Origin of the sequence: Arthrobacter mobilis (assembly GCF_012395835.1) — a bacterium.
GTDB classification, from domain to species: domain Bacteria; phylum Actinomycetota; class Actinomycetes; order Actinomycetales; family Micrococcaceae; genus Crystallibacter; species Crystallibacter mobilis.
Genome location: NZ_JAAZSQ010000103.1, coordinates 1 through 551, shown reverse-complemented (window position 1 = coordinate 551; position 551 = coordinate 1). Strand labels below are relative to the sequence as shown.

Below are 551 nucleotides of genomic sequence, written 5' to 3'. Positions count from 1 at the left end.
GGCCGGTAGCCTGACGGGATGGAAGCCCCCACCCTTGGCCTTGCTGAGGCCGCGAAAGCCTGCGGTGTCAGTGAGTCCACGATCCGCAGGAAACGTACAGAACTACTGGCCAAAGGTGCCGTACAGACTGACAAGGGCTGGCGTATCCCGGTGCCTGTCCTGGTGGAACTGGGGCTAATGCAGCGGACTACCCCGGCACCTGCCGCTGATACCCCCGTGCAGGCCCCCACGACAGCCCAAACTGACAGCCTGACAGGCGACGTGCAAGCCGAACTTGAAAGGGTGCGGGCCCTTCTGGTGGAAGCGGAGCGCCGGGCCGCCGTCGCGGAGGCGGTGGCCGCCGAACGTGACCGGATCATTGAAGCCCAAGCCCGCAGCCTGCGCATGCTGGAGGCTGGACCTGCCAAGGCCCCTGCCACGGCAGCCCCCAGCCTGCCCGCTGAGAGCCCCGCAGATACTTCCCTTTCCCCCGTTTCACATGCGGTTTCTATCCCGCCTGAGGGGCTGGCAGGGGCTGCCACGGGTACGACAAAGGCCGCCCCGCAGGGCAG

1 protein-coding gene is annotated in these 551 nt (G+C 67.2%); it reads left to right on the top strand.

Translation table 11 applies throughout. The features are described 5' to 3' along the window. Positions 1 to 18: 18 nt before the first annotated feature. Positions 19 to 551, top strand: a 533-nt coding sequence (locus HGG74_RS21285) for a hypothetical protein (RefSeq protein ID WP_205762290.1), incomplete at its 3' end; no start/stop codon positions are given.